This window comes from Methanoregula boonei 6A8, from assembly GCF_000017625.1.
Taxonomy (GTDB): domain Archaea; phylum Halobacteriota; class Methanomicrobia; order Methanomicrobiales; family Methanospirillaceae; genus Methanoregula; species Methanoregula boonei.
In genome coordinates, this window is record NC_009712.1 from 1,897,472 (window position 1) to 1,917,635 (window position 20,164).

26 protein-coding genes and 2 tRNA genes are annotated in these 20,164 nt (G+C 57.5%); 10 read left to right on the plus strand and 18 right to left on the minus strand.

Annotation, left to right across the window (positions count from 1 at the left end; all coding sequences use genetic code 11):
• The first annotated feature begins 9 nt into the window (after positions 1-9).
• Positions 10-957 (plus strand): response regulator, encoded by a 948-nt coding sequence (locus MBOO_RS13595; protein WP_232385597.1) that lies wholly within the window; start codon positions 10-12, stop codon positions 955-957.
• Between the two features lie 77 nt (positions 958-1,034).
• Positions 1,035-1,433: a response regulator gene (locus tag MBOO_RS09440; protein WP_012107381.1), complete on the plus strand. Its 399-nt coding sequence runs from the start codon at positions 1,035-1,037 to the stop codon at positions 1,431-1,433.
• Positions 1,434-1,568: 135 nt separating this feature from the next.
• Here the strand turns inward: MBOO_RS09440 and MBOO_RS09445 are convergent.
• Both MBOO_RS09445 and MBOO_RS09450 read right to left on the minus strand, forming a co-directional pair.
• Positions 1,569-1,641 (minus strand) — tRNA-Asp (locus tag MBOO_RS09445).
• 16 nt (positions 1,642-1,657) lie between these two features.
• Positions 1,658-1,763 (minus strand) — tRNA-Tyr (locus MBOO_RS09450).
• 151 nt (positions 1,764-1,914) lie between these two features.
• Here MBOO_RS09450 and MBOO_RS09455 point away from each other — a divergent pair.
• Complete coding sequence (locus tag MBOO_RS09455) at positions 1,915-3,432, plus strand: 2-isopropylmalate synthase (protein WP_048068423.1); 1,518 nt, start codon at positions 1,915-1,917, stop codon at positions 3,430-3,432.
• 137 nt (positions 3,433-3,569) lie between these two features.
• On the opposite strand, the gene MBOO_RS13975 is transcribed toward MBOO_RS09455, so the two are convergent.
• The 12 genes from MBOO_RS13975 to MBOO_RS09515 all read right to left on the minus strand — a co-directional run bounded on the left by MBOO_RS13975 (position 3,570) and on the right by MBOO_RS09515 (position 10,872).
• A complete protein-coding gene (locus tag MBOO_RS13975; RefSeq protein ID WP_048068424.1) occupies positions 3,570-3,905 on the minus strand; it encodes a hypothetical protein in 336 nt (111 codons plus the stop codon).
• 202 nt (positions 3,906-4,107) lie between these two features.
• On the minus strand, positions 4,108-4,470 hold the full coding sequence (locus MBOO_RS09465) for a prefoldin subunit beta (protein ID WP_048068720.1): 363 nt from the start codon (positions 4,468-4,470) through the stop codon (positions 4,108-4,110).
• Positions 4,471-4,565: 95 nt separating this feature from the next.
• On the minus strand, positions 4,566-4,874 hold the full coding sequence (locus MBOO_RS09470) for a KEOPS complex subunit Pcc1 (protein ID WP_012107385.1): 309 nt from the start codon (positions 4,872-4,874) through the stop codon (positions 4,566-4,568).
• Between the two features lie 5 nt (positions 4,875-4,879).
• Positions 4,880-5,014 carry a DNA-directed RNA polymerase subunit P gene (locus tag MBOO_RS09475; RefSeq protein ID WP_012107386.1) on the minus strand — a complete coding sequence of 45 codons (135 nt, stop codon included), beginning with the start codon at positions 5,012-5,014 and terminating at the stop codon, positions 4,880-4,882.
• A 12-nt stretch (positions 5,015-5,026) separates the two neighbouring features.
• Positions 5,027-5,326 (minus strand): 50S ribosomal protein L37ae, encoded by a 300-nt coding sequence (locus tag MBOO_RS09480; protein ID WP_012107387.1) that lies wholly within the window; start codon positions 5,324-5,326, stop codon positions 5,027-5,029.
• A 43-nt stretch (positions 5,327-5,369) separates the two neighbouring features.
• On the minus strand, positions 5,370-6,074 hold the full coding sequence (locus MBOO_RS09485; protein ID WP_012107388.1) for a ribosome assembly factor SBDS: 705 nt from the start codon (positions 6,072-6,074) through the stop codon (positions 5,370-5,372).
• A 6-nt stretch (positions 6,075-6,080) separates the two neighbouring features.
• Complete coding sequence (gene psmA, locus MBOO_RS09490; protein ID WP_012107389.1) at positions 6,081-6,803, minus strand: archaeal proteasome endopeptidase complex subunit alpha; 723 nt, start codon at positions 6,801-6,803, stop codon at positions 6,081-6,083.
• Positions 6,775-7,338, minus strand: coding sequence for an Rpp14/Pop5 family protein (locus tag MBOO_RS09495; RefSeq protein WP_012107390.1), 564 nt, complete (start codon positions 7,336-7,338; stop codon positions 6,775-6,777). The genes psmA and MBOO_RS09495 overlap by 29 nt, the downstream gene beginning before the upstream one ends.
• Positions 7,339-7,980, minus strand: coding sequence for an RNase P subunit p30 family protein (locus tag MBOO_RS09500; protein ID WP_012107391.1), 642 nt, complete (start codon positions 7,978-7,980; stop codon positions 7,339-7,341). It lies immediately after the preceding gene.
• A gap of 30 nt (positions 7,981-8,010) precedes the next feature.
• On the minus strand, positions 8,011-8,601 hold the full coding sequence (locus MBOO_RS09505; RefSeq protein WP_012107392.1) for a 50S ribosomal protein L15e: 591 nt from the start codon (positions 8,599-8,601) through the stop codon (positions 8,011-8,013).
• Positions 8,602-8,962: 361 nt separating this feature from the next.
• Positions 8,963-9,430, minus strand: a complete 468-nt coding sequence (moaC, locus tag MBOO_RS09510) for a cyclic pyranopterin monophosphate synthase MoaC (RefSeq protein WP_012107393.1) — start codon at positions 9,428-9,430, stop codon at positions 8,963-8,965.
• Positions 9,430-10,872, minus strand: a complete 1,443-nt coding sequence (locus MBOO_RS09515) for a bifunctional ADP-dependent NAD(P)H-hydrate dehydratase/NAD(P)H-hydrate epimerase (protein WP_012107394.1) — start codon at positions 10,870-10,872, stop codon at positions 9,430-9,432. The genes moaC and MBOO_RS09515 overlap by 1 nt, the downstream gene beginning before the upstream one ends.
• A gap of 28 nt (positions 10,873-10,900) precedes the next feature.
• Between MBOO_RS09515 and MBOO_RS09520 the strand changes: the two genes are divergently transcribed.
• The 5 genes from MBOO_RS09520 to MBOO_RS13980 all read left to right on the plus strand — a co-directional run bounded on the left by MBOO_RS09520 (position 10,901) and on the right by MBOO_RS13980 (position 14,050).
• Positions 10,901-12,301: a DHHA1 domain-containing protein gene (locus tag MBOO_RS09520; RefSeq protein WP_012107395.1), complete on the plus strand. Its 1,401-nt coding sequence runs from the start codon at positions 10,901-10,903 to the stop codon at positions 12,299-12,301.
• Positions 12,246-12,800 carry a PUA domain-containing protein gene (locus tag MBOO_RS09525; RefSeq protein WP_012107396.1) on the plus strand — a complete coding sequence of 185 codons (555 nt, stop codon included), beginning with the start codon at positions 12,246-12,248 and terminating at the stop codon, positions 12,798-12,800. Before MBOO_RS09520 ends, MBOO_RS09525 begins: the two co-directional genes overlap by 56 nt.
• On the plus strand, positions 12,724-13,065 hold the full coding sequence (locus MBOO_RS09530; RefSeq protein ID WP_048068425.1) for a nascent polypeptide-associated complex protein: 342 nt from the start codon (positions 12,724-12,726) through the stop codon (positions 13,063-13,065). Before MBOO_RS09525 ends, MBOO_RS09530 begins: the two co-directional genes overlap by 77 nt.
• Complete coding sequence (locus MBOO_RS09535) at positions 13,062-13,787, plus strand: rRNA adenine N-6-methyltransferase family protein (RefSeq protein ID WP_012107398.1); 726 nt, start codon at positions 13,062-13,064, stop codon at positions 13,785-13,787. The genes MBOO_RS09530 and MBOO_RS09535 overlap by 4 nt, the downstream gene beginning before the upstream one ends.
• A gap of 119 nt (positions 13,788-13,906) precedes the next feature.
• Entirely contained in the window at positions 13,907-14,050 is a 144-nt protein-coding gene (locus MBOO_RS13980; RefSeq protein ID WP_157677660.1) for a hypothetical protein, read from the plus strand.
• Positions 14,051-14,581: 531 nt separating this feature from the next.
• On the opposite strand, the gene MBOO_RS09545 is transcribed toward MBOO_RS13980, so the two are convergent.
• From MBOO_RS09545 to MBOO_RS09555, 3 genes are read right to left on the minus strand one after another with little or no spacing between them, the layout of a single operon-like run.
• Positions 14,582-16,012, minus strand: a complete 1,431-nt coding sequence (locus tag MBOO_RS09545) for a nucleotide sugar dehydrogenase (RefSeq protein WP_012107399.1) — start codon at positions 16,010-16,012, stop codon at positions 14,582-14,584.
• Positions 16,009-16,932 (minus strand): Gfo/Idh/MocA family protein, encoded by a 924-nt coding sequence (locus MBOO_RS09550; RefSeq protein WP_012107400.1) that lies wholly within the window; start codon positions 16,930-16,932, stop codon positions 16,009-16,011. The genes MBOO_RS09545 and MBOO_RS09550 overlap by 4 nt, the downstream gene beginning before the upstream one ends.
• 1 nt (position 16,933) lies before the next feature.
• Positions 16,934-18,025: a DegT/DnrJ/EryC1/StrS family aminotransferase gene (locus tag MBOO_RS09555; RefSeq protein WP_012107401.1), complete on the minus strand. Its 1,092-nt coding sequence runs from the start codon at positions 18,023-18,025 to the stop codon at positions 16,934-16,936.
• A gap of 154 nt (positions 18,026-18,179) precedes the next feature.
• On the opposite strand from MBOO_RS09555, the gene pyrB reads away from it, so the two are divergent.
• On the plus strand, positions 18,180-19,109 hold the full coding sequence (gene pyrB / locus MBOO_RS09560; protein WP_083756204.1) for an aspartate carbamoyltransferase: 930 nt from the start codon (positions 18,180-18,182) through the stop codon (positions 19,107-19,109).
• A complete protein-coding gene (gene pyrI / locus MBOO_RS09565; RefSeq protein WP_012107402.1) occupies positions 19,106-19,603 on the plus strand; it encodes an aspartate carbamoyltransferase regulatory subunit in 498 nt (165 codons plus the stop codon). Before pyrB ends, pyrI begins: the two co-directional genes overlap by 4 nt.
• A 36-nt stretch (positions 19,604-19,639) precedes the next feature.
• Here the strand turns inward: pyrI and MBOO_RS09570 are convergent, their stop codons facing one another.
• The gene (locus tag MBOO_RS09570; RefSeq protein WP_012107403.1) at positions 19,640-20,137 is read right to left on the minus strand and encodes a phosphopantetheine adenylyltransferase; all 498 of its coding nucleotides are present in this window, start codon (positions 20,135-20,137) and stop codon (positions 19,640-19,642) included.
• Positions 20,138-20,164 lie beyond the last annotated feature (27 nt).

A 20,164-nucleotide genomic window follows, 5' to 3' on the forward strand; every position in this document is an offset into this window, starting at 1 on the left:
GGAATGATGATGACAGCACGGATACTGATTGTGGAAGACGAACGGGTCGTGGCAGAAGACTTAAGCAGGACGCTTGTATCGCTTGGGTATGAGATCGCCGGCATAGCCGGGTCCGGTGAAGACGCCATTACGTTTGCAGAGAGAGAAAAACCGGATCTCATTCTCATGGACATCATGCTTTCAGGAAAGATGGACGGGATTTCCGCAGCAGAAAGGATCCAGACAATCCGTACCACCCCGATCATCTACGTTACCGCATATGCCGATGATCTTCTCCTTGCCCGCGCAAAAAAAACCGGGCCGTTCGGGTACATTGTCAAACCTTTTAATGAGCGGGAGATCCGCTCGAATATCGAGATCGCCCTGTACCGGCACCGGCTGGACCGGGAGATTGAGAAGCGCGATGCCATCCTGCTTGCGCTGGGTTCCGGGATCGAATGGTTCCTCAGGCAGTTCGCAGACCATCACCGGATTGTCCCGCACCATGACCCTGCACATTCGGGAGAACCGGGATACCGGCCAATCCTTGAGAGCCTGGGAAACGCCATGGACCTTGCAAGGATTGCCCTGTTTCGCTATAACGGGACAGACCGGTCCATGCTCACTCTGGCTGACGAATGGACATTCCAGGATTCTGCCGGCCTTGTTCATTCACCCCTTGTCAGGAAGATCGCCCCCTCATCTTTGGGGCTTGAGCCACACATGCACGATCTGGCACGCGGGGCCGCAGTCACCCTCGGGATTGGGGATTTTGCTCCGGAGATCCGGTCCACCTTTGCCGCATATCGCTTTTCATGCATGGCTGTCCTCGAAATTGAGGTCCGGGAAATGCCGTACGGCCTGATCTTCTTTGTCGATGGAACCGACCGTTCTTGGCCGGCAGAGGAGATCGAGGCCATGCACATAGCAGCAAATATCCTGGGAAGTGCTATTGGCCTGTCAGAACTAGAGAGATGAGCATGACATGATGTGGGCTCTTTAAAAGAAAAAGGGCACATTCATTAGATACGCTGTATTAAAGAGAAATAATATCTATGGACAAGATCGCAGTAATCGACGACGATCCCTCAATTGTCGAGGTTTTCTCCCAGACCCTGACCTTTTTTGGATATGATACCTGTACCTTTACGGACCCCGCAGTAGCGCTGGCGAGCCTGCCCTGTGAGGATCCGGCGCCCAGCCTGATTCTTCTTGACCTGATGATGTCCCCGATCACCGGACTCCAGTTCCTGGAAGAACAGAAAAAAAGTACTTCGATAAACGGGATCCCGGTCATTATTGTGTCGGCATGGGATCTCCCTCCAGAGGACCGCCAGAGGTTTGGCGGAGTGATCGCCGATGTCATCAGGAAGCCGGTCCATCCGCGGGACCTGGCGGGGTGTATCCAGACAGCACTTGACCGGGAAAAGACAGGATCTGCTGATCAGCAGTAAGGACTGCCCGCCAGTCTTTGTCAAAATGAACGCTTACAGACAGAATGCGATCACACAGGAAACCGGGCTCGTTTAATGAAAACACAGCGATAGACCTATCGCAGCAACAGAATAAACACTAAAAAACGTTGTAAACGCCCAGGTCGGAATTCGAATCCGAGTCGATTGCGTGACAGGCAATCATGATAGGCCGCTACACTACCTGGGCTCTTTGGTACAGTTTATCCCGCCTCCCGGATTCGGACCGGGGACATCGCGGTAGCCGCGCAGTTGCCGATACCGGCAAACCATACTACAGCCGCGCACTCTACCAGGCTGAGTTAAGGCGGGGCACTGCCTAATAATGTAGGGACAGTTTCCTATTAAACATATCGTAGGAGCAGAGAGTTTTTCAGGGAGAAAGAACCGGCATAAAAGATCGTGGTGCAGGGTTTCTTTAAATAATCCGGGCCCGTATGAATTACCATGGCTCGCAAGGATTTTGCGGGGGATCGTCTTCTTCACCGATAGCCGTGCGAAGAATGACGTGACCGTTTTTGATACGACACTCCGCGACGGGGAACAAACCCCGGGGATTGCCTTCACATTCGAACAGAAGATCGATATTGCCCGTCAGCTTTCTGACATCGGCGTGCATACCATCGAGGCAGGGTTCCCTGCATCATCTGCGCCTGAGAAAGAGACCGTCGCCGCGATCAAACGACTGGGTTTGTCGGCCAACATCTGCGGGCTCGCCCGATCGGTGAAAGCCGACGTGGACGCCTGCATAGACTGCGATGTCGACATGATTCATGTCTTTATCCCGACCTCGGACATCCAGCGGGAGAACACGATCAACAAGACACGCGAGCAGGTGCTCGGGATCACCGGCGATATCGTCCGCTATGTCCGCGACCACGTGGACAAATGCATGTTTTCGCCGATGGATGCAACCCGGACGGACGCGGACTACCTTGTTGAGGTCTGCCGGACCGCAGCAGCAGCTGGCGCCACGATCATCAACATCCCGGACACCGTTGGGGTCATCTCTCCCTCGGGCATGAAGACCCTGATGGGCCGGCTCGCCCGCGAGGTCGGCTGCCCGCTCGATGTCCACTGCCACAACGACTTCGGGCTAGCGGTGGCAAACACGATCGCTGCGGTGGAAGCCGGCGCCTCAGAGGTGCAGGTGACGGTCAACGGCCTCGGGGAACGGGCCGGCAATGCCGACCTTGCCCAGACCGTGATGATCATGGAGTCCATCTATGGAATCCGAACCGGGATCACAAAGGAGCGCCTGGTCGAGACATCGCGCCTGATCTCCCGGTTCTCGGGTATCGGGATCCCTCCCACCCAGCCGGTAGTCGGGGAGAACGTCTTCTCTCACGAGAGCGGCATCCACACGCAGGGCGTCTTAAAGTGCTCCGAGACCTTCGAACCCGGCATCATGACCCCCGAGATGGTCGGCCACCGCCGCCGGCTGACTCTGGGCAAGCACGTAGGTCGCCATGCCGTGCGCCAGATGCTTATCGATGTCCATATCGAGCCCGGTGATGCTGAGCTGGATACCATTGTCGAGAGGGTCAAGGCGATCGCAAGCCGGGGGAAACGGGTGACCGACGCCGATCTCTACGAGATCGCAGAAAGTGTTATGGGTATTGCTGTCGGCAAAAAAGTGCTCCGGCTGGAAGACATTGCCATCATGACCGGCAACCACGTGATCCCAACCGCGAGCGTGCGGGCGCAGGTAAACGGTACCGAGCATGTCTTCTCCAGTGTGGGAAACGGCCCGGTGGACGCGGCGCTCAAGGCGATTGTCGGGATCATTCCGGCCCGGATCCAGCTTACCGAGTTCAATATCGAAGCTATCAGCGGAGGCTCGGACGCGATGTGCCACGTGACGATTGCTGTCGAAGACGAGCACGGGCGTATCTACGATGCAAGCGGGAGCGGGGACGATATCGTTCTTGCCTCGGTCGATGCTCTCGTAAACGCGATCAACCTGACAAGCAGGGAGTAAACCCCGGTGGTACCTTTTTTAGTAGCACGAAAAGACCACACGGGGGCCCCGGGCAGAGATTGACGGAGACCTAAAAGAGCGTTCTTACAATTCCCATCCGGGATTTCAATAAAGCAAAAAGAGAAGAAAAAATCGAATTATTTTGTTTCTGGTTTTTCCTCTTTTGAGAGTTCCTTTTTTTTCACGCCGTTTTCTTCCTCTTCTTCATCCCCTTCTTCGTCTTCTTCTTCGTCTTCTTCTTCGTCTTCTTCTTCGTCTTCTTCTTCCTCATCCGCTTCAGTCTGACCCTTCTCTGCAACCAGGGTATAAATCAGTGCGGTGATGATCGCTGCCAGTGCTGCGTTAAGAGAGAACGCTTCTATTCCGATGGCACTGGTAAACCCACCATTAAATACAAACGCGGTAATCGGGAAGTATACTGCCATAAGGACAAAAAACATCCCAAGTATGAGGCCTGCATCACGTTTTTTCATTCTTGTGTATTTGACATTGTAAAAAATATACCTGTTGAGAGAACGCGGTTGATGTGGCATTATCTTACAAAAATGTGCTTTGCCCACCACTAACGCAGCAAAGATGCAAAAAGACCTTCACTACAGATCCCACAAAAGAGAATGTATCATTTTTGGGCAGCACGTAACCACCCGGTGAAAGGTAAAATTTAAAAAAAAAAACTTATGCCGCGTTCGGGGCGCCCTTCCCCTCAAGTGCGGCCTTGATCTGGGACTGAAGCTGCTCGAACTTGCCCTGCAGGAGGGTCTCCTGCTTTTCCAGGGACTTGATCCGGAGTTCGAGCGTTTCTACCTTCTCGGTCAGCTTCCCGTCAATGTAGTCTTTCTTCTTCTGCACCATGACCGTCCCGATACTCAGGTACATGGGCGTGTCATCGGCAGCGTCCTTTACCTCTTCTGCGGCGCGCTTGGCCTCGCGTACCGCCATCTCGTACTGGGCTTTTTGAGAGAGAACGGTCTGGAGCTGCTGCTGGACCTGCTGGAGCATCGCAAACTGGTTCTGGACCTTGGGGGATATGTTCTGCATGATTGAATCTTCCGTATCTAGGTTCATCTGCCAGCAATAAAAATGATTCCGCAAAATTCTTTTTTTGGCGGAAGTGTTCCCGTGCCGGTCTTTTTTTATGCAATCTGCTGCATCTCTTCGGCAATGCTGACCAGGCGAAGGAACATATTGAGCGCCGCCCGGAGCGCTGCAAGATCCTGTGCCTCGATCCGGAGTACCAGCGTGTTGGCCTCCTCTACCCAGCAGGTCGCAACGGATCTCGGATTGACTTCATCTTTGAGCTCGGGAAGGAGCGAGCGGTAGATCCGATCCGCATGAACGGTAGTGAACCGGAACAGGGCATCGTGCGGCGGCACTTTGAATACCTCGGAAAGGTATACGACAAACGGAATAAAAAAGGGAACGGCCGGTTCTCGTGCCGGCACTTCATTTACCTGGCTTTGAGCTCTTTTATCGCTGCGCCGCGCTCTTTAAAGAGAATACGGTGGCCGCAGTAGGGACACCGGACGTTAACGTCGATCTCCACTTTCTGTTTGCACCGGGCGCACTTGTAGGTACTTGCCATTCTCGGTACCGCTTACGGGGTCTTGCCTTCGACTGCACGAGTACGGTCGATCGCACGGAGGGCAACACGGAGGGTCGGGGTCTCGGGCTGGTATGCGCCGCCGGCGAACTTATACCCGCACTTCCGGCACAGCCAGATACCGGTGCCCTTGCGCTCCACAGACTGGGTGTCGCACTTGGGGCAACGGTGGGATGCACGCGAGATCTTCTCCATCTCTGCAACACGCTTGCGCACGAAGCGTCCGTACCTGCAGCCGAAACGACCGGCACTGCCGGTTACTTTTCCTTTTGCTGAATGTTCAGAGCCTGCCATGATAACTGTCCACCAAACTGTCTTGCTATATTTGTCGTCGCAATTAATATACTTGATTGAGGATCTTTACCTGTCCTTCGCCTTTGGAAAGCTTGTTTATCAGGTCGTAGAACTCGCCCTGGATGCCGGCCGGAATACGTACAACGCAGACCCAGGAACCGTCCTTCTGCCACTCGTCCTTCTCCATGGTGCATGCAGCCGCTATATCCCCGTATGCGCGGGCAGCAAAATCGGGAGGGATCTTCACTGCGAGCCGGAGTTCCTCAAACCGGATAGGGAGGAGCGGGCGCAGCGCCTTAACAGTCTCCTTGACCTGTTCATCCACGTGCTTGAAAGGATCGATATTGACCCGTGCCTCTTCCATGGCCATCGCGATCCGCTGCGGCGGGTGGGGGTGGCCGGTCTGGGGGTTGACCGCGTTTCGTGCAATAAACGTGATTACCTGCCGGCGCTTCTCCTCGGTCATCTCCCGGCGCTGGTCTGAGGTCAGGTGGATTTCGCCTTTCTCGATAATCTTCTTTGCCACAGTTGCAAAATCCGAGGTGTGGAATACCTTTTCCAGCGACTCCTCGGATGCCCGGGTGGCTTTCGAGGAATTCCCGAACACGTTTAAGGCTGCGACAGCATCTTCGATATTGATGTCCTCACCTTGTTTTATCCGTGCTGCAAGATGGGGCTCGACTAATATCTCGAAGCGTTCCCCGTAACTTTCCAGACGGGCAACCACCGCGTTCTCAAGGGGAATCATACCGGATCACTGCTTGAACTGTCCGACGTACGATGCGACTTCTTCCTTGGTCATCTTCTTAAACTGCGCGGTGCTGCTCTCAACTATGCCCATCTCCACGGTGTCGACATCAAATTTGCCCTCTGTTGCGGAGTGCAGGGCTTTGAGGCCAAGAAGGATCGCATCCTTGAGGGCGAGATCTGCAGTGTATTCCTCTTCAAAAACCTTCATCGCGGCCGGCCGGCCGATACCAATACCGGTTGCCTTGTACTCAAGCAGCGTGCCTGAAGGATCGGTCTCGAAAAGCCGGCTTTCGCCATCGCTTACCCCGGCGATAAGGAGGGCAGTGCCGTACGGGCGGATACCGCCGTACTGGGTAAGGGTCTGCATATGGTCGCAGAGCTTCTTTGCCAGTGCCTCAACTTCGATGCGCTCATCATAGGAGACACGGTTGATCTGGCACTCGATCCGAGCCCGGTCCACGAGGGCCCGTGCATCCCCGACAAGGCCTGATGAGGCCACCCCGATATGCTCATCGATCTTGAAGATCTTCTCGATCGATGAGGACTCGAGCAGCTTGGAGCTGACCCGCTTGTCAACAATCAGCACAACCCCGTCATGTGCCTTAATTCCGACTGCGGTTGTCCCGCGCTTTACCGCTTCCCGGGCATACTCTACCTGGTACAGCCTGCCATCAGGCGAAAAAACAGTTATCGCCCGGTCATAGCCCATCTGGTATTGTGGTTGCATGTATAATCTCCAGATCCTCAGTTGTTAAGAACAATCGGCGTGCATTTTTAAATCCCTTTTCTAATGCATCAACCTTGCGACCGTCCCATACGATTATGTCAACCGGTTCGGAACCGAACCGGTACAGGGAAGGTTCGCTTGTCCCTTCTGCTGAAGGTAAAACCACATCTTTTGGGCGGTCCCCGGGATCTTTCCGGGATGCGATTTCCGCGATCCGCTCCCGCAGGCTCTCGATGGTGCCCGAGACGGCAAGAACGCGGAGGGTGAGCAAGGTGTCCCGGCAACCGGAGAGCGTGGAAAGGGCAATCGCAAATTCCCGCTCGGCACCCCGGCGGCAACGCAGGATAACGCAGCCCTTCTCCACCGAAAGCACGGAGGGCTGCATTGCTGCCGCGGCCATGTCGCCAAACAGCGAGACTACTGCCTCGTACACCGCGTAATACAGGTCTTTTGGATCGGGAGATATACCGGCCGGATCGATCCGGGCAAGCACGTACCGTTTCTTTTCCCGGAGCGTAGGGGGGCGAATGCTCATCTAGATCACCCTGACGGCTGCCCCGCCCCTCACCATAACCCGGGAAACCCCGGCAAGCGCTGCCTGAACATCGATTTCATCCATCCCAAAGAGCGAGCAGAGGCCGGCTGCATCCCGTACGGCCCGCAGGCCAAGGACCGAGCAGGCAAAAGACGAGATCGTAAGCGGGAATTCGAACCGCCGGTGCAGGACCATGAGATCGAGGTACCGGTGGATTGCTTTCTGCCTCAGGTGTCCGCGCCCGAAGATAATGGGAGAGAGATCTATATCGAGGGCGGTGTTGTTGTCGGCAGCGATCTTTGCGGCTACATGATCGAATGCCTGCTTGTCGGCTGTCGCAATCCCCCGCAGGATATGGATACCGCTTGTCCCGGCAACGGCCCGGTTAAAGCCATTGTCTCCCATCTGGACGGAGATGATTCCCCCGGTGCCCCGGCTCTTTTTTGCCCGGCTCTGGACATCCTTTGCGGAAACGCCGACAAGTATCACGCCGGGGATAATATTGACACCGCAGATCGTGGCCGCTGTGGCATCTGCCGCAACGAGACTGTCATACCCGAGCGAGCGGGCTTCTAGCGCAAAACGGCGCACTGATGAGTCACCGACAGGATACGGGAACACACAGGCATCGGTGATCTTCATGAGATACCCTTGCCGTAAAAAAAGATAAGATTATTTGCCCTGGTTTGCGTGGGAGCGGATGCTCGGGCGGGTCTTTTCGGTGCCCCGGCCCCGTGTCCGCATGCCACGGCCCTTCCGGCCTGCCGAAGTCTTGCCGCGCTCTGCCCGGCCGCGGTGAGTCGGGTTTGCAAGCCATGCAAGGTTCTTGTCGCTCTGGATCGAGGGGTGGTGGCCGTCAACAAGTATAACCTCGTAATACTTCAGCTTACCATCCTGGCCGACCCAGTAGGAGTTGAGCACTTCCATGTTCGGGTATCTGACGGATGCACGCTCCTCGGCAATCCGCTGGATGCTTTTGCCCGGAGTGGAACTGTTCTTGCCCATGCGTGCGGACCGGCGGGCGCGGACATACCGTGAAGCACGGCGGCCGCCACGGCGCACATGCACGCGGACAACTGCAATACCCTGCTTGGCCTTGTACCCGAGCGCGCGGGCGCGGTCGATACGGGTCGGGCGGTCGATGCGGGTAACGCTGCCCTCGCGGCGCCACACCTGCATCCGGTCCCAGAGCAGTGCTTTTACATCAGACTTGTCAGGGCGGGCCCATGCCTCCCTGACATATGCGTACATCGATTTTACCATGTGCGATAACACCTCAAGGTTCGGCCCATGACGGGCTACATTCCTTTGTAACGGGACGAATCCCGCGGTTCTATAGAATTGGATAAGGGGGATATTAAAGTACGCAGGCCATTTCACAAGCACTTCACTGACAAGGAGACCACACTTTCCCGAAGGGATTTCTGCTGCCGCCCCGAAGGAGTACTCCTGCAGCGGCTCAATTACCCGCTAAAATCTGCTCCGGCAATGGGTAGCACAAAACCCGATAAGGAATTTTGCGCGTAGGGATATCACAGGGAGGAGCACAGCGGCCGGGGCAAAACCCCCAAGAGAAGCACTTTGGGATAATAGTGAGAGACAAACAAAAAAATGTTGACGAAACTCACTGCCCCTTCTTCTTCTCCACAACCCGAATCCCCTCGATACAGGTCACAGGGTACTGGCCGTTCTCATCCTTTTCCGCGGACTTGACCATGTCCCAGATGGTAAGGAGCGCCACCGAGACACCGGTCAACGCCTCCATCTCAACGCCAGTCTTCCCGGTCGATTTGGTGACAACCGTCGCCTCGATGTACCCGTCACCTTCAGTAAAGTCCACCGTGACAGCGCCAAGCGGGATCGTATGACACATCGGGATGATCCGGGGCGTATCCTTGACCGCGAGGGTGGCGGCAACCCGGGCCGTGGCAAGCACATTGCCCTTGACCACCGAACCCTCCCGGATCGCGGCAAGGGTGGCCGGCCGCAGGTAGATCCTCCCCTGTGCCACCGCTTCGCGCACCACATCGGGTTTTGCGCTGATATCCACCATCTGTGCCCTGCCATCCGATATATGGGTAAACTCGACCATTACGCATGCCTCACGAACAGTTCTTCCGGGATATGGTTCACGAGATCGGAAGCAAGCATCCCTTCTCCCCGCATTTCCGCTACGCGCTCTCCTGCCCGCCCGGTCACGTACGCGGCAATGCAGGCTGCTTCAAACGCCGGTAGGTGGCAGAGGAGCGCACCCGTAACCCCTGCCAGAACATCCCCGGTCCCGCCCACGCTCATGGCCGGATCGCCGGTCCGGTTGAACCGCGTACGGCTCCCGTCCGTGATCACATCCACCGGGCCCTTGAGAAGGATCGTGGCGCGAAGATTCTTTGCCGCCGCGCGCGCCGCACGCGCCCTGCCGCAGGCATCGGTTGCATCACCGGGGAGAGGGAATTTTCCCGCGATCCGGGCAAACTCGCCGGCATGGGGGGTGTACACCGTCTCCTGTGCGGCCCGGGGAATGGGCAGCCGGAGGGCGTCCGCGTCAAAGACCACTTTTTTACAGTACGGGGCCACCGCCAGCACCGCCCCATGACTCTCTTTCCCGAGGCCGTTCCCGCAGACAACCACATCCGCATGCTCCGCGAGGGCGATGAGCAGTTCCGTGTGCTCCTCACCAATCCTGTCCCCGAACAGGCGTTCATAGATAAGGTCCGGCACCGGTTCAAAAACAGGCGATGCCACCCGGACGATATCCGCGCCGGCGCGGAGCGCCCCGAGACCGGCAAGGTACGGTGCACCCTGGTACGGCCCGCCCCCGATGATGAGCACCTCGCCGCCATCCCCCTTGTGACGGGTCCGTTGCCGGGCCGGGAGAAGAGTGATCTCTCCCGGGCCGGTGCAGATCTCCGCCTCGATCGGGATCCCGATATCAGCGGCTGTCGATCCTTCAACCTTGGGACGGTGGAAGGCGCAGATCCGGTCCGCTCTCATCCCCGATGTCGGAATATCAGCTGCGACAATCCTTGCCTGAGACGCGTTTGCCATAGCGATACAGGTGGCAAGGGGTTCCCGGGGTACCCCCGCTGTCCCGGTCCCAAGCAGGGCATCAACGATCACATCCGCTTTGCCAAAAAGGGGGGCGAGGGAGCGCAGATCGTCGCTTGAAATAAACGGGGAAAGCCTGACCCGGCACCCCAAAAGAGCCTTGAGTTGCAGGGAGCAGGAGGGGCTGCGGTCGCCATGGTCTAAGTAACATACCGTTGTATCCACCCCATGCTGGAGGTACCTGGCCGCGGCCATCCCGTCGCCTCCGTTGTTGCCCCGGCCACACACCACGAGCACATTTTTTGGCGTGTACTCAAGCACGGCATCTGCAAGTGCCCTCCCTGCGCTCTCCATGAGCTGGAGTCCGGAGACCCCCAGTGCCCGGGCGTTCGCGTCTATTACCCGCATCCGCTCGTGAGTGACGATGCCGGTCTCAGTGAACTCCTCAGCACAGGTGGAAAGGTCGGGCCGCATAATGCTACACTTCATCAATTAAGAACTCCCTAAATATTAGGCAATGGGTTTTTCCGATGAGGTGAAGGCTGCATCCGAACAGATTGCGGCCGCACACGAAATTACCATCATCTCCCACATCGATGCCGACGGCATCTCCTGTGAAGCTATTCTTTCGCAGGCAATAGCAAGGCAGGGTATTCCGGTCCGCTCCGTTTTTGTCCGGCAGCTTGAACCGCTCACCATGCCCCAGGTGCCTGACGATTCCTCGTTTAAGATCTTCACGGATCTTGGCGCCGGCCAGCAGAACCTCCTTGCAGCAAAGGGACTTAAGGAAAAGGACGTCCTGATTGTGGATCATCACGTCAGCCAGCCCGGTGAGATTACGTACCCGCAGGTCAACTGCCTCCCCTACGGGTACACAAAGATGAGCGCTGCTGGTGTCTCGTATCTTATTGCAAAGGCACTGGACGAAGCAAACATCGACCTTGCAAAACTTGCGGTGATAGGAAACGTCGGAGACATGATGGCGCGGGAAACCTGCGGCCTTGTCGGCCCGGTCCGCGAACAGATCGTGGAGGATGGTGTCCGGCACCGCTCGGTGAAGGTCTGCAAAAAAGACCTCAACTGTTATGGAACAGCCACGCGGCCGGTCCACCTCTCGCTTGCCTACAATGACGACCCGTTCATTAAAGGAATCAGTAACAACCCTGACGGCGCAAAACAGTTCTTAAAGAAACTCGGGATCGTCCAGCAGACATCTGACGGACGCTGGTACGTATGGGAAGAACTCTCCGATGATGACCGGCGCCAGATCATCTCCGCGCTTGCCCAGCAGTTGATCGCAAACGGCGAGAGCGTGGACCGGCTCCTGGCGGAGACCTACCGGTTCCCGGATGAGATCCCCAGAACCCCGCTCCGGAATGCGCAGGAGTACGCAACGGTCCTCAACGCCTGCGGCCGGTGGACAAAACCCGCGGTAGGGAGTGCCATCTTAAAAGGTGACCGGGGGCAGGCCTACCGGGAAGCGGAGCACATGCTGGGGAACCACCGTGCGATTATCCGGGACCTCCTCCAGTACATCATTGAGACCGGTGTGACCGAGCTTGAACACGTCCAGTACATCGATGTCGGGGGGAAGTACCCGGACACCATCGTTGGGATCGGGGCAGGAATGGCACTTTCCAAGCTGAACGCGAACAAACCCATCCTGATCCTGTGCGAGGTGCCGGAGGACAAGAACCTCTTGAAAGTCTCGATGAGGACAAACGAACGGGTGATAGCCCGGGGCGTCGACCTCCAGCAGGCAGTAAGCGAAGCCTCGTCAGAATACGGAGGCAGCGGCGGGGGTCACAAGATCGCCGCCGGAGCATTTATCCCGAAAACCGCAGAACAGGAGTTTGTCAACCGTGTCAACAGGATACTCGGAGAACAGTTCGCTCGCACGGGTGCAGGCAATCGCTGACTACCAGTTCGGGGGCCTGTGCGGCACTGCGCTCTTCCCTGAAGGGTGCAGGTTTCTGCTCTCTACTACGGGAAGGGTACGCCAGATCCTGTACAATGATGTCCGGCTTGCAACCATCCGTGCATCTGATGGCAGGCTTACGCTCGGGATTGAGGGGGCGCGACGGCTCCACGCGGCCCTTCCGGCACCCGGCTACCGGGTAGTGATCCGTGAAGACGTGGCCGGGTTTGTTGCACAGGGCAAGAACACGTTTGCAAAGCACGTGCTCGAAGCCGACCCGCAGATCCGCGCGGGAGATGATGTGCTTGTGGTTGCAGGTGGCGATCGGCTTTTAGCCTGCGGCGCTGCGCTCCTTTCAGGTAAGGAGATGCTTGCATTTAATTACGGTGCAGCGGTAAGAGTACGGCAGGGGAGTGAGAAAAATGCTTCCAGGAAACATCAATCCGCGCCAGATGAAGACGATGATGAAGAAGCTCGGCATGCAGGTCGAGCAGATTGAGGACGTCCAGAGTATTGTCATTAAGACCCCGAAGGGGAACTGGGTTTTTGATGAGGCAGAAGTGACCGTGATGACCATGCAGGGGTCCACCAGTTACCAGGTCACGGGCACCCCGCACTTTGAGGAAGCGGCAGTCGAGATTCCTGCTGAAGACATCGCGATGGTGGCCGAACAGGCACAGGTGCCGCCAGAGAAGGCAAAAGAGGCGCTTGTCGCCACCAGGGGCGATATCGCTGAAGCGATCGTGAAACTTTCCTCGCCATGATCGAAGCCGGCGATCGTGTCCTTTTAGTCGGCGCAGGAAGGGAATTTTTTGTCCGCGCCGGCCCGGGAAAACTCTCAACCGACAAGGGCCAGCTCGAGCTTGAACCGCTGGTCGGTGCGGCCCCGGGCGATGTTTTTACTACCCATACGGGACAGGAGTTCGTGCTCCGGCTCCCGCGCCCGACAGACTTTTTCGTGCACGGCAAGCGTTCGGGAGCCCCGATGCTCCCCAAAGACATCGGCCTTGTGATCGCGTTTACCGGGATGAACAGGAACGACGAGGTGCTTGACGCCGGCACCGGCAGCGGAATCGCTGCGATCTATTTTGGAGGGATCGCAGCACATGTGAAGACCTATGAGGTCAGGCCAGAATTCTCGGCGCTCGCGGCAAAGAACATCAAAGAAGCAAAACTCGAAAACGTGGAGGCTGTCGCTGCTGACGTGCTTACCGCGGAGGGCATCTATGATGTGATCCATCTCGATCTGCAAATCGAGACGGCGCACGTTGACTTTGCCTGCGACCACCTCCGGGCCGGGGGATACATGGCCTGCTACACGCCATTCCTGGAACAGATGGCGATCGTTGTCGATGCTGCGCAGGCACGGTTCCCTGAGGTCCATACCCACGAGCTCATCGAGCGTGAGATGACCCGGTCCAAGAGGGGAACCCGGCCCTCAACAAGCGTGAGCCATTCGGGGTATATCACGATTGCAAGGAAATAGATCTGACCTTCTCTTTTTTCGAAAATTTTGGCATCTCTTTTTCCAACTTCCCGGGATTTATATCGCGGCCGGGTCCACAGAGGATCAGCGGATATACCCGCTAAAAGGAGGATACCATAATGCTCACCCAAACCATTGGCACAATTATCAACGAAACGATTCCGGCCCGCCACACCATTCCCCCTGCCATCCACCTGGCAGGAATCCTGCTCCTTATCGCAGTTACCGCAGTGTGCGGACCGCTCTCCGCAGTTCTCCCTTAAACCTTTAGATCTCTCCTCTCTTTTCCTGTTCAATACCCGGTCAGATTCACCTCAAAATTGCCGGGAAAGCGTGTATCTCATGGCACCGCTGGTGACCCGGGAATGCCACCCCGATGGAAACAACGGAGCCACTTTTTTCCAACTTCCCGCGCTTTATAACCAGCCCTGCCCAACCCATGGATCAGGCCTGCAGGAATACCACAGACACGTGGAACCATTCTGCAGGCCCACGCGGAAAGGATACCCGCGTGGCATTCCCCTCATCTCATACCGGCAAACCCGGTGGTCCGGTACAGCAGCAGACCCAAAGGGAAAACCTTCCCTGACCTCCCCTTCGGGTCCTGTCCCCCGGATCCATGCGCACGGTTCCGGAAACGGGGAGGAGAAAATGACCCCAGACATTTCAAGCCTCCTCCAAAGCCCCATACCTGGTTGCTCCAGACTCCCCGTTCCCGGTAATTGCGCAAGTACCGGCGTTTTGTTCTCCCGATATTTTGTTCTGCCTTGCCGCAGGTACGGCCAAAAAAGAGATTAATCCCGTACCGGGTGGCTGTTCTTGTCCCCGCGCCCGATTCCCTTGTACACGAACCCGGCAGCAATCCACGGGTCCGGGTCAATGAGGTTCCGACCATCCACGACGACCGGGTGTTTTTTGCCGCTCAGCTTTTTTACCTGCCGGGGGTCGAGCGAGCGGTACTGGCGGTGGCCGGCAAAGACAACCACGGCATCTGCGCCCCGGATCGTTTCATCGATGGAGGGGGTGAGCGTGATGCCCGGCGCATGCTCCACGTACGGGTCGTGGAGGGTAACGTGTGCCCCAGCTGCAAGCAGCTCGTCCCGGTACGGCTCTGAGGGGGTGTTCCGGGTGTCATCGGAGTTTGCCAAAAATGCCCAGCCAAGGAGTGCAATCCTTGCCCCTGCAAGCGGCGTACCTACCCGGGCAAGGCCTTCCCGGGTGAGGCGGAGCATGTGCCGGGGCATGAAATCATTGATCCGCCGGGCAAGTACAAAGAGCGAGGGCTCGCCTGCCGGGTAATCCAGCTGATCCTTTCCCAACTGCTGCACCCCGCGTTCCAGGTGGTAGGTGTCCTTGGTCAGGCAGTGGCCGCCAACGCCGGCGCCCGGCCAGAGCATGGCCCGGGTGATCCCCTCGCCCTTGAGGCTGTCGATCCCGGTCCGCACATCATAGAAGTTGATCCCCATTGCCTCGCAGTAGAGGGCAAGCTCGTTTGCCGCTGCGATCTGGAGATCGCGGAAGGTGTTCTCCGCGGTCTTGGTGGCCTCTGCCGCGGTCGCGCTCATCGGGATCACCCTGCCGGTTGTCAACACAGGAGAGTACAGCTCGGTTGCCCTTGCTGTGCTCACCGGGTCGATCCCGCCCAAGATCCGGTCGTGCTCCCGGATATTCCGCAGGAGCCTGCCCACCATCACCCTTTCCGGGGCATGGGCGAGCGCAAAATCTTTGCCCGCAACAAGGCCGGACTCCTCTTCGAGCATCTGCCGGGCCGGTCCTTCCGTTGTCCCCGGGGTGATGGTGGATTCGAGCACCACAAGCATCCCGGGCCGGAGGTACTTTCCGACATTCCGGATTCCTTCATACAGGGCAGAGAAATCTGGGATCAGGTCGTCCTTGTTCGCAAACGGCGTCTGGATCGAAAGGGTAACTGCATCGAGCCCGGCGATCTTCGAGAAATCCGGGGTGCACGCGAACTTTCCTGCCCCCACCACTTTTTTGAGCAGGTCCTCAAGGCCCGGCTCCTCGCCTTTGAGCGGGCTCTCGCCACGATTGAGCATCGCGATCTTGTATCCCGAAGATGGCGAATCCCGCTGGAAGCCGTACACGTGAGAGAACTGAGAGGCATCGGCAAAAAGGGCAGCAGCCGGGATGCCGACGTATCCCATGCCGAGCACACCGATCTTTTTAATCGGGCCGCGGCCCCTGATGAGATCCGCAAGGGTCATGCCGGTGCCCCGGGCGCGAAACCGGCCCGGATCTGCTCGCAGATATCAAGGTTCCGGATTGCCTGGGCCGGGGTGACCGGGAAGGACCGGCCGTATTTTGCGCAGTCGATAAAAGCCGAAAGCTCGACCTTTAAGGGCTCAACCTTGTTAACCATCACCTTCTCGATGATGTTCTCCTGCACGTACCGTTCATTCTCGAACCGGTACTGCCCGGGCTTACGGTAGATCGTGACCTCCTGGCTCATGAAGTCGCCTTCTACCGTGAACTCCTCGTCCTCGACGTAGATAAGCCGGATTTTCTTTGAGGCCTTCCGGCTTGCAGAGAGCATGACCGGGACGCCTCCTGCATCCATCTGCACGCTGCAGAGGTCGGCATTGCCCATGGACCGGATCGTGCCGATCTCCGGGAAAAAGACGTTTGCCACGATATCAATATCATGGATCATCAGATCCTCGACAACAGAGCTCCCGGTCACCCGGGCGGATGCCGGGTTATGTCTCTTGAGCTCCACGTACAGGGGTTTTGTCACGATTTTCCTGATCTCAGAAACTATCGGGTTGAACCGCTCGATATGCCCGACACCGACCACGATCCCCTTCGGAACCGATGCCATGAGCGCCCGGGCCTCGGCTGCGGTGGCACAGATCGGCTTTTCGATAAATGCATGCTTTCCTGCGGCAAAGACCTCGCGCACCACACCCGCGTGGAACGGGGTCGGGACGCAGATGTTGACCGCATCAACGTGCCGCAGGAGTTCGGCAACCGAGGGGTACACCTCGGCACCGTGCTGCTTTCCTATTGCCTGTGCCGCTGCCGCATTCACATCGCAGACAGCCAGAGTGCCTACGCTCTTTAACTCCGAATAGACCCGGACATGGTTCTTACCCATTGCCCCGACACCGATGACCCCGACATCCATCTTATTTCACCTTATTTACTGCCTCGCAGACCGTGGCAAGATCTTTTGCGTCAAGCGATGGGTGCACCGGAAGGGAAAGAACCGTCCCGGCAAGCTTTGTTGCCACCGGGCAGGGATCAGGTTCGGCCACCGGGGCATAGAGGGGCTGGCGGTGGATCGGGATGGGGTAGTGCACCGCCGAGCCGATCCCTTTTGCTTTGAGATAGTCCATAAACGCCTCCCGGGAGAGGGGGAATTCCTCGGTGAGCCGGACAACGTACTGGTGGTATACGTGCTGCACGTTGTCGGCTACTTTTGGCTTGATTAGGCCCTTTGCAGAAAGGTTTGCCGCGTAGTACTCCGCGTTCTTTTTCCGGCGCAGGTTGAACTTATCCAGTTTCCTGAGCTGGACAATCCCGATCGCCGCCGCAATATCGGTCATCCGGTAATTGTACCCGAGCACGGTATGGAGGTATTTCTCGCTCTGGCCGTGGTTGACTATCAGGCGCAGCCGGTCAGCCGTGGGCTTGTCGCTTGTGGTCACCATCCCTCCCTCACCAGTGATCATATTTTTTGTGGCATAGAACGAGAAGCACCCGCACCTTCCGAAATTGCCCACCTTTGTGCCATGATACAGGGCGCCATGGGCCTGGGCCGCATCCTCGATGAGCACGAGGCTGTGCGCTTCGCAGATCTCCTGGACGGGGTCGACATCAAAGGGCTGGCCGAAGAGGTGGACACCGATAACGGCCTTGGTTTTGGGGGTGATGCGCTCTTTTACCTGGTCAGGACGGATGTTGAAGGTCTCCTCGTCCACATCGGCAAAGACCGGTTTTGCCCCGCACATCGAGACCGCGGTCGCGGTAGCGATAAACGAGAAGGCCGGGACGATCACCTCGTCGCCGGGCCCGATCCCGCAGGCAAGCAGGGCGGCATGGAGAGCGGCGGTGCCATTGTTGACCGCAATCCCCTGGGCAGTGCCGCAGTACGCCGCGAATTTGCTTTCAAGCTCGGCGACCCTCTCCCCCTGTGCAAGCATGCCGGACAGCAATACTTCCGAAACGGCCGCCACTTCATCCGGGCCGATGACCGGCCGCGCTACGGGTATCTGCATGGCTTTTTTGTCTCCCTTAAATGGTAAAAGATATCCTTCCAGGTACATTGCCCCCAAAGGGATAATATCATTTTGTCGCCCACCGTCGTTTTCCCGGCGTGGGTTTTTACCGTGATCGCGTGAAGATAGGTACATTAGGCCGGAACGTGCATATATTTCCGGAAAATACCGCGCGGGAGGAGTTGCCACGCATCACATCATTTCCATCGGGGATTTTGATCGCAGCGCAATTGACCGGCTGCTGGATCATGCACAACAGATAGGAAAGAAAAAATACGATACAAACGCCCTCAATGGCAAGATTCTTGCCGTCCTCTTTTTTGAACCCAGTACCCGGACACGGATGTCTTTTGAATCAGCCATGGCGCGACTCGGAGGGAGCTCGATTGCGGTGAGCAGCGTGGAAGCCTGCTCCATGGCAAAGGGCGAGACGCTTGCCGACACCATCCGCGTGGTGAGCGGGTACGCAGATGCGATCGTGATTCGCCACCCCAAGGAAGGCGCGGCGCGGCTTGCCGGGGAGTTTGCCACGGTGCCGGTCATCAACGCCGGCGACGGTGCCGGCCAGCACCCCTCCCAGACGCTCCTTGACCTCTACACCATTCGCCAGTCAATGAAGATCGACGGGATTGATGTGGCGCTCGTAGGCGACCTGCGGTACGGGAGGACGGCGCACTCCCTTGCCTCGGCGCTCTCCCTCTATGGGGTCCGGCTCCACACGATCTCCCCGCCCGGGCTCGAACTCCCCCCGGCGCTTGTGGGCACCCTTACGGCAAAGGGCATGGAGATCATCGAGCACGACACCATTGAAGAGGTCGTAAAGGATCTCGACGTCCTCTACGTAACCCGGGTGCAGCGGGAGCGGTTTCCGGACCCGGCCTCGTACTTCAACGTGGCCTCCAGTTACCGGATCACCCCGGAACTCCTCGTGGGGGCAAAAAAGCACCTGATTGTCCTCCACCCGCTGCCCCGGGTTGACGAGATCGACCCACGCCTGGACTCCTCTCCCCATGCAAAGTACTTCGAACAGTCCAAGAACGGGGTTCCCGTGCGGATGGCAATGCTCCTGGACGTGATGAAATGAGGCATATCGCAGCAGCAGATACCGGGGATGACGAAGGCGAAGGCCTTCTTGTGCGGCGGATCAAAAACGGGACCGTGATCGACCATATCGACGGGGGCGAAGCACTCAATGTCATACGGATCCTCGGGATCTCGGGGACCACAAATGAGGCACTCTCGATTGCCACCAATGTTCCCAGTAAGCACATGGGGAGTACCAAGGATATCGTCAAGATCTCCAACCGTGAGCTCTCCAAGGAAGAGGTGGACCGGATTGCACTCATCTCCCCAAATGCAACAATCAACATCATCCGGCACTTCAAGGTCTGCGAGAAGCAGGGCGTCGAGATCCCCACCGTGATCGAAGGGAGCGTGCGGTGCCCGAACCCCGGCTGTATTACCCGCACAAACGAGCCGATCCGGACCCGGTTTGCGGTGCTGCCGGACGGGAAAGGCCTGCGCTGCCTTTACTGCGACTCGGTGATCACAAAAGACCTGACCAGTTACATCATCTGATTTTATCTGCTTTTTTTCTCCCCGGCAGACCCGGGCTTATTCCGGCTGCGGGCTGTGGATCAGGTGCCCGTGCACATCGATCTCCCCGCGCCAGATACGGGTGGACGAAATCCAGCGGCCATCCTCGGCAAGCACGCAGGTAATCTGGTGGATATCCACCTTGCGGAGGTTCTTTTCCCTGCGCATCTTGTTGATCTCTACGGCAACAGGGAGCGTTTCCTCGGAGACCACGATCGCATCAAAGTCCGCGTCGAGTGCCGAACCGAAACGGTCGCTTAAGGGTTCGATCTCCCAGAGAGTTGCATACTTTCGCTCCGGGATCTGCGCGATGATATGCCCGGTAATGAACTTTTCAAGATCGGCCCGGCGCTCTGCAAAAGGATGGATCGGGTGGGTCTTGCGGCTCGCAAACGGATCGGTCGTAAGCCCGATCACGACTTTTCCGCCCGGCCCGGCCAGTTCGAACGAACGGGTCAGAAGGCGCTTGTGGCCGTCGTGGAGCGGGTCGAAGGTGCCCCCTACCATAACCTTCATGTTACCTGTACGTTAAGTTCCTATGGT